This window comes from Phyllobacterium sp., assembly GCF_037994405.1.
Classification (GTDB): domain Bacteria; phylum Pseudomonadota; class Alphaproteobacteria; order Rhizobiales; family Rhizobiaceae; genus Phyllobacterium.
Window position 1 is genome coordinate 1 of the sequence record NZ_JBBNAN010000036.1, and the last position, 6381, is coordinate 6381.

Below are 6381 nucleotides of genomic sequence, written 5' to 3' on the forward strand. Positions count from 1 at the left end.
GTCGGCGATCCGCTCGACAAGACCATGGATATCGGCGCGCTTGTCTCCGCGGGACAACTGAAGCGTGTTTCCGCCTTGGTCGAACAGGGCAAGGTTGAAGGCGGCACGTTGTGGCAGGCGCCGGTCAAACTCCCGTCCAAGGGCAGTTTCTTCGCGCCCGGCTTCTTCACCGATGTCGAGCCCGCATCGACCGTCTGCGAAGTCGAAATCTTCGGCCCTGTCGCGACTGCAACCACCTTCCGTACGCCGGACGAGGCGATCGCGCTTGCCAACAATACGAAATACGGGCTTGCCGCTTCGATCTGGTCGGAGAACATCAATCTTGCGCTCGATATGGCAGCGCGCGTCAAGGCTGGCGTCGTCTGGATCAACTCGACCAACCTGCTCGACGCAGGCGCGGGTTTCGGCGGCTATCGCGAGAGCGGCTTTGGCCGCGAGGGCGGCCGCGAAGGGCTCTACGAATATCTGGTGGCCGACTGGGAAAAGCGCCTGCCACTGGCCAAGGCGGAGCCGGCGTTCAAGCCTTCCGCTGCACCGGACGGCGATGCGAAGATTGCGGCCACCGGCACGATCGATCGCACGGCGAAAAATTATGTCGGCGGCAAGCAGGCGCGGCCCGATGGCGGCTACAGCTATTCGGTTCTAGGCAAGGGCGGCCAGGTCATCGGCCAGGCCAGTCTTGGAAACCGCAAGGATATTCGCAACGCCGTGGAAGCCGCGGCGAAGGCCGGTTCCTGGGGTGCCGCAACGGCACACAATCGGGCGCAGGTGCTGTACTACCTCGGCGAAAACCTCAGTGCCCGCCAGGCCGAATTCGAAGCACTGCTGGTGGAAAGCACCGGTGTTTCGGCCAAGGCAGCAGCGGAGGAATTCGCCGTCGCGCTGCGCCGCATCTTTTACTATGCGGCGCAAGCCGACAAATATGATGGTGCGGTGCATTCGACGAAGTCACGCCATGTGACGCTGGCAATGAACGAGCCGTGGGGTGTCATGGGCATTCTCTGCCCGGATCAGATGCCGCTCCTATCGTTCGTTTCGCTGGTGTTGCCGGCGATCGCCATGGGCAACCGCGTGATTGCAGTACCTTCGACGCGTCATCCGCTGCTTGCGACCAACCTCTACCAGGTGCTCGATACTTCCGATGTGCCGGGCGGCGTGGTGAATATAGTCACCGGCGAGCGCGATGTGCTGGCGAAGACGCTGGCCGATCACGACGAAGTCGATGCCCTCTGGTATGTCGGCTCGAAAGAGGGCAGCGCCATGGTCGAGAAAGCCTCGTGCGGTAATCTCAAGGCGACCTGGGTCAATAATGGCCGCCAGCGCGACTGGCTGAGCACTGGGCAAGGGCAGGGCAAGGGCTATCTGCGCCGGTCGGTGCAGGTGAAGAACATCTGGGTGCCCTATGGCGAATAGGCGAGACTGATCGCTGTTCTGACGTATCGCCGGCGATAGGGCTGGCGAGTTGTCGCATTTATAACGTGGACGGATAGATTTACCGCGAACAAGGTGGAAATATCTCCAATCAATGTTCGCGGCACCTGGATTTGTCTATGAAAAACTCCCTCGGCTCATGGATATTCGCTGTTTGTGTCATCGCCGCCAGCGGCATACTCTATGGAGTCCTGTTCTTTGGAAGAGCGTCAGCGATAGGGGCAATATTCGCCCTGTTCGTGTGCGTGCCGATTATCGCATTTGAGCGCGGTGCCCTGTTCCCGCGCCTCTATGCGTGGATCAGTGCCCGATCGACACCGGTCTATATCGTTCTCACCTTCATCGTCTACTATGTCCTCATAAGCATTGGCTATACCGTCTGCGGGACATTGCTTTGGTGGTTTAAGGCTCTGCCGGATACCACATGGGCCGAAGCGACAATGCTGCCAGACAATGTGGTGATCTATACATTGGGCGTTTCGGCGATTCTGAGCTTCGTATCCCGCATCCGCGAATTGCTCGGCCGCGGTATTTTCGTCAGCCTGCTCATCGGACGCTATCGCAGACCCATCGAGGAAGAGCGTGTTTTCCTGTTCATCGATCTCGTTGGTTCAACCGCGTTCGCCGAAGAGTTCGGTGACTTGCGCGCCCAGCAGTTCCTCAGTGCATTGTTCGCAGCCTTTGCCGAGCCGGTCCGCCGTCGCAAGGGGACGATTGATGACTATGTTGGCGATGCTGCCATCATCACCTGGCCGATGCGCCGGGGCCTTCGAAAAGGGCGGTGCATTCACTGTGTTTTTGACATTCTGGATGCCATCGAAACCAACAGGGAAAAATGGCTCAGGGATTTCGGTCGTATCCCGCAATTGCGGGCTGCCTTGCACGGTGGTTCGGTCATCACCGCAGAAATCGGCGTTGACCATCACAAGATCACCTATTTCGGCGATACGGTGAACACAGCCGCGCGCCTCGAAACGCTGTGCCGTACGCTGGAGGCGCCCGTGCTGATCTCAAGCGAGCTCGCCAGCCGCATGAAACTCTCTAGCGACATCAAATCCGAATATCTCGGCGCACACGCAGTGCGGGGCAGGGGACAATCGCTTGGCGTGATTGCGCTGCAGCGGGAGCAAAAACGGCTTTCAAAGCGGATTGCTCAGCGGGCCTAATATCACAATGGCTTCTGTACGCGCAGCGGTTGCGAGCCGCCTGTCACTGGTAGCCAGCGGCAAATTTTGCCCGACGGCCATGGCAAGGTAAGCAGCGTCATAGGCTGACAGACGGTGTTTGAGAGCAATTGAGAGAAGGACGTGATCATCTTCCATGTCTCGAACATGGAGATTCAGCTGCCGCAATCTGCCATGGCACGCTTCGCCGATGCGTATGCGTCTTCGCCGTTCAGCCAACACAGGTTGAGAGCTTCGTACCAGAAAAGGGTTGGTATCACGCCACCTGTCGCGTTCAGTCTGAGCAGGACTGCATTGGCATCAGCATTTTGCTCGTCAGGTAGCACCCATGCCGCAGCAATCGACGCATCAACTACCACCGTCACTGTTAACGCCGACCTTCCTCAATCCATTCGCGGATTTCTTCGGGTGTGGTGGGTTGGCAACCTTTTTGGCGAGGCAGGATTCGCTCGATAGCCGCCGCCACGCCAGACCTATCTGAAACCTCCGGAATATGCGTTAGCTTGGCAACGGGCTTGTCACCACGCGAGATGACAACTTCGTCTCCGGCTTTGACCTTGGCCAGAAGCTCGGACAGGTGGGCTTTCGCTTCCCAGACCTTTCCTCGGATTGTCATTGCACGATCCTCGATTATGACTGCAAAGTAGGCGCACCCAGATTGCTGGTCAATGCTTGTGAAGTCGTACGACCAAAGCCGAATATCCCTTCTTCGACAATTTCTGTCCACAAAGCGTCAAATCGGCGGTTTGGACGATGACAGCTTGATACGGGTGCGCTATGGTCCGGTCTGTCGAGGGTTCGCGATTTTGCAAGATCAAAGGACCCTGTCAGCTTGCGGGAGAGCGTCCTGTGCAGTGATGCGCAGGTCCACCGAAGGGGAAATCGCCCGAAATCTCTCAGGTACCAGGAACCGCAAGCAGATAAGGCAACTCTGGAAAGTCGGGGGAAACCCCGCGCCGAAGGTGTAAGTTCAGCTGGAAACTCAGGTTTCCGCTCGAGCGAGTCTCTCAGGCTTCCGACAGAGGGGTAAAGAATCAATCCGTCGCTGTGGCGGAGGTCTTTGCATGTCTCTGGAGTGAAAATGGGCACCGAAGAAAATCTGAAATCATTGCCTCTTGAGGATCTGCACAAAGCTGCCAATGCGCGCTTTGGCGGGTTCGCGGGATGGTCCATGCCGATCACCTATCCGCTGGGGGTGATGAAGGAGCATCTGCATACGCGCGAAAAGGCAGGGCTGTTCGACATATCGCATATGCAGCTCTTCGATGTGGCCGGACCCGGCGTTGCGGCACTGCTTTCCCGTGTCTGCCCGCTGGACGCAGGCTCCCTGCCGGCGGGACAATCCAAATACACATTCTTCCTCAATGAACAGGCGGGTATTCTCGATGACCTGATCATTACGAGGCTGGGCGAGGATCACTTCATGGTCGTCGCCAATGCAGGAAACGCCGCTGCGGACGAAGCGCACCTGCGCGAAGTTGCCAAAGGATTTGACTGCAAGATTGACGCGCTTGATCGCGTCTTCCTGGCGATCCAGGGGCCGCTGGCAGCCGATGTGCTTCTTGCGGCGGGGATCCCCGGAACAGAACTTGCCTTCATGCACGGCTTCCAGCCGAACCCTGGCTGGTTCATGAGCCGCTCGGGCTATACTGGTGAAGACGGCTTCGAGATCGGCCTGCCGGCAGATGAAGCACGCGAACTCGTGAGCGCGCTCCTTGCAGACGAACGTGTGGCGTGGGTCGGCCTTGCCGCGCGTGACAGCCTGCGGCTGGAAGCCGGGCTCTGCCTGCATGGCCATGATATCACACCGGAGATCGACCCCGTCGAGGCTGGCCTCACCTGGGCAATTGCCAAGCCTGTTCGTGAAAAAGCTGGGTTCATTGGCGCCAAGGCGCTTCTTGCCAAGATTGCCAAGGGGCCGAGCCGCAAGCGGGTCGGCCTGAAGCCCGATAGCCGCCAGCCTGTGCGCTCCGATTCCATTCTGGTTGATACCAATGGCAACGCGGTTGGCGTCGTGACATCGGGCGGCTTTGGTCCTTCGGCCGGTTATCCCGTCGCCATGGGTTATGTCGGCAAGGATTTAGCTCCGACAGGTACGCAGGTTTTCGCGGACGTGCGTGGCAATCGCATTGCGCTGCACGTTCATCCACTTCCCTTCACTCCACATCGCTATCACAAAGGATAATACAGATGGCAGCCACTTATTTTACTGAAGATCACGAATGGGTCCGCGTCGAGAACGGCATTGCTACTGTCGGGATTACCGATCACGCGCAGGACCAGCTCGGCGATCTCGTTTTCGTGCAATTGCCGGATGTCGGTCAGGCGCTGTCGAAGGGTGATGCCGCTGTTGTGGTTGAATCCGTCAAGGCGGCTTCGGATGTCTATGCTCCCGTGGACGGTGAAGTTACGGAAGTCAACGAAGCAGCCGCGAGCGATCCGGCGCTGGTCAATTCGTCCGCAACCGGTGACGGCTGGCTGTGGAAGATGAAATTGTCCGACACGAACCAATTGGCTGGCCTGCTCGACGAAGCAGGTTACAAAGCAATCATTGGATAGGAATAGAAATACCCCTCTCGGGGGCCAGAGGCCCCTCCCTCCCCGGAAGGGAGGGTAAAAAGAGCGCTACTTCTTACCCTCCCTTGTGGAGAGGTACTGAGCGAAACGACGCGGAGGGGTCCTTAAGATTGCACACAAGAAGGCGCACCATGATCAACACAATATTCCCTTTCACCGATCGTCATATCGGCCCCAGCGTCCAAGGCTCGCGGGCAATGCTGGCAGCGCTGGGCATTCCATCGCTGGAAACCCTGATTTCACAGGCTGTGCCGAAATCCATCCGGCTGGAACGCCCCCTCGATATTCCGGAAGCCGTCAACGAGGCGGAAGCGCTGGCCGAACTTGCCGCCAAGATGGGACAGAACAAGACCCACAAGAGCTTCATCGGGCAGGGCTATCACGGCACGCACGTGCCTGCGGTGATCCAGCGAAATCTCTTTGAAAACCCGGCCTGGTACACGGCCTACACACCCTACCAGTCCGAAATCAGCCAGGGACGGCTCGAACTCCTGTTCCATTTCCAGACGCTGGTGACCGAACTGACGGGCTTGCCGGTGGCATCCGCCTCGTTGCTCGACGAGGCGACCGCCGTCGCGGAAGCGGTCGGGATCGCTTATCGCCATCATCGCGAAAAACGCACGAGCGTTGTGCTTGCGGGTGACGTGCATCCGCAAATCCTCGACGTTGTCAGAACCCGTGCGGAACCTCTAGGCATGACGGTGAATGGCGGTGAGATCAATACAGACGTTGCGGCGATCATTGTGCCTTGGCCTGATACCTATGGTGTCTATGGCGACCATTCCGCCATCATCAAGGCGGCGAAGGCGGCGAGTGCGCTGGTTATTGCCGTTGCTGATCCCCTTGCGCTGACCATCGGCGTTTCACCGGCTTCGCTTGGCGCGGATATTGCCGCCGGTTCCATGCAGCGCTTCGGCGTGCCGATTGGCTATGGCGGTCCGCACGCGGCCTATCTTGCCGTCAGCGATACGCTGACCCGCCTTATTCCCGGACGTCTGGTCGGCCAGTCGGTCGACAGCAAGGGGAGGGCTGGCTATCGCCTCGCGCTGCAAACCCGCGAACAGCATATCCGCCGCGACAAGGCGACCTCGAACATCTGTACCGCGCAGGCATTGCTTGCGAATATGGCCGTTTCGTTCGCCATCTGGCATGGCCCGCAGGGGCTGCGGGCAATTGCAACGCGCGTCCA

Annotated in this window: 7 protein-coding genes and 1 riboswitch; of the genes, 5 read left to right on the forward strand and 2 right to left on the reverse strand. The window is 58.8% G+C overall.

Annotated features, from left to right (window positions below; genetic code table 11):
• On the forward strand, window positions 1-1413 hold a 1413-nt coding region (locus AAAC48_RS02375), incomplete at its 5' end, for an aldehyde dehydrogenase family protein (protein WP_340652633.1).
• A gap of 137 nt (window positions 1414-1550) precedes the next feature.
• Window positions 1551-2597 carry an adenylate/guanylate cyclase domain-containing protein gene (locus tag AAAC48_RS02380; RefSeq protein ID WP_340652634.1) on the forward strand — a complete coding sequence of 349 codons (1047 nt, stop codon included), beginning with the start codon at window positions 1551-1553 and terminating at the stop codon, window positions 2595-2597.
• Between the two features lie 173 nt (window positions 2598-2770).
• Here AAAC48_RS02380 and AAAC48_RS02385 read toward each other — a convergent pair whose 3' ends face one another.
• Window positions 2771-2980 carry a type II toxin-antitoxin system VapC family toxin gene (locus tag AAAC48_RS02385; RefSeq protein WP_340652635.1) on the reverse strand — a complete coding sequence of 70 codons (210 nt, stop codon included), beginning with the start codon at window positions 2978-2980 and terminating at the stop codon, window positions 2771-2773.
• 2 nt (window positions 2981-2982) lie between these two features.
• Window positions 2983-3231, reverse strand: coding sequence for a type II toxin-antitoxin system prevent-host-death family antitoxin (locus AAAC48_RS02390; protein ID WP_340652636.1), 249 nt, complete (start codon window positions 3229-3231; stop codon window positions 2983-2985).
• Between the two features lie 209 nt (window positions 3232-3440).
• Window positions 3441-3538: riboswitch (glycine riboswitch) on the forward strand.
• 158 nt (window positions 3539-3696) lie between these two features.
• On the opposite strand from AAAC48_RS02390, the gene gcvT reads away from it, so the two are divergent.
• The 3 genes from gcvT to AAAC48_RS02405 form a co-directional block, all read left to right on the forward strand.
• Window positions 3697-4800, forward strand: coding sequence for a glycine cleavage system aminomethyltransferase GcvT (gene gcvT, locus AAAC48_RS02395; protein WP_340652637.1), 1104 nt, complete (start codon window positions 3697-3699; stop codon window positions 4798-4800).
• Window positions 4801-4805: 5 nt separating this feature from the next.
• Complete coding sequence (gene gcvH, locus AAAC48_RS02400; RefSeq protein ID WP_340652638.1) at window positions 4806-5174, forward strand: glycine cleavage system protein GcvH; 369 nt, start codon at window positions 4806-4808, stop codon at window positions 5172-5174.
• 149 nt (window positions 5175-5323) lie between these two features.
• Window positions 5324-6381, forward strand: a 1058-nt coding sequence (locus AAAC48_RS02405; RefSeq protein ID WP_340652639.1) for a glycine dehydrogenase, incomplete at its 3' end; no start/stop codon positions are given.

Coding starts and splice junctions, on each gene's coding strand:
- AAAC48_RS02390 (WP_340652636.1), bottom strand. CDS start 3,231: ATGACAATCCGAGGAAAGGTCTGGGAAGCGAAAGCCCACCTGTCCGAG.
- gcvT (WP_340652637.1), top strand. CDS start 3,697: ATGGGCACCGAAGAAAATCTGAAATCATTGCCTCTTGAGGATCTGCAC.
- gcvH (WP_340652638.1), top strand. CDS start 4,806: ATGGCAGCCACTTATTTTACTGAAGATCACGAATGGGTCCGCGTCGAG.
- AAAC48_RS02380 (WP_340652634.1), top strand. CDS start 1,551: ATGAAAAACTCCCTCGGCTCATGGATATTCGCTGTTTGTGTCATCGCC.